Below are 606 nucleotides of genomic sequence, written 5' to 3'. Positions count from 1 at the left end.
ATGTTCAGGGAGAAATCGGCGAAATGCCCAAGGGAATTCCTTTAGAAGCACTTAATGAAGCTAGAAATTTTGTTGAAGGCTTTCTGAAATGAGATTTATTTTATTTTCATTTTTTATGACATAATATGTATTTAATAATACAAATAATTCTTTTAAAACTTTTATTTTTGCTTATAACATTTACTAACAAGCAGTTTAATCTTAAAACCAAAATCGAAAAAACTATTAATGAACACTATCAAGATCTTATTTTCACCATTTTTCAACGTTTACACACAAGAGAAGAGTAAAGGTACAGGAGTAGGTTTAGCTGTTAGTAAAAAGGTAATAGAACGTCATAGCGGACATATCTGGGTTGAATCTGAATTTGGTAAAGTATCAACATTCTATTTTGCTATTCCTATTGAGAATTGTTTGATTTAGGGAACTAATTTCATTCATTCTTATCAATAAGCTTAAAAACATCGCTATAGGTATCTGGTCGCTTTTTAAGTGTATTAATTTCTTCATATAATGATTTGAAGAATTGGGCAGTTGCTTTACTCATCTGGGGATTTCCGTTTTCTGCAATTAATTCTATAACTTCTTCCATTTCTTCATAGCGCC

At 30.0% G+C, this 606-nt stretch carries 1 protein-coding gene; it reads left to right on the top strand.

Translation table 11 applies throughout. The features are described 5' to 3' along the window. Positions 1–228 precede the first annotated feature (228 nt). The gene (locus QMD61_11750) at positions 229–423 is read left to right on the top strand and encodes an ATP-binding protein (protein MDI6725307.1); all 195 of its coding nucleotides are present in this window, start codon (positions 229–231) and stop codon (positions 421–423) included. Positions 424–606 lie beyond the last annotated feature (183 nt).

Source organism: Methanobacterium sp. (assembly GCA_030017655.1).
Lineage (GTDB): Archaea > Methanobacteriota > Methanobacteria > Methanobacteriales > Methanobacteriaceae > Methanobacterium_D.
This window is presented reverse-complemented; position numbering and strand designations above follow the sequence as displayed.

Bases quoted from the DNA above. Each gene is read 5' to 3' on its own strand.
- QMD61_11750 (MDI6725307.1), top strand. From the start codon at position 229: ATGAACACTATCAAGATCTTATTTTCACCATTTTTCAACGTTTACACA.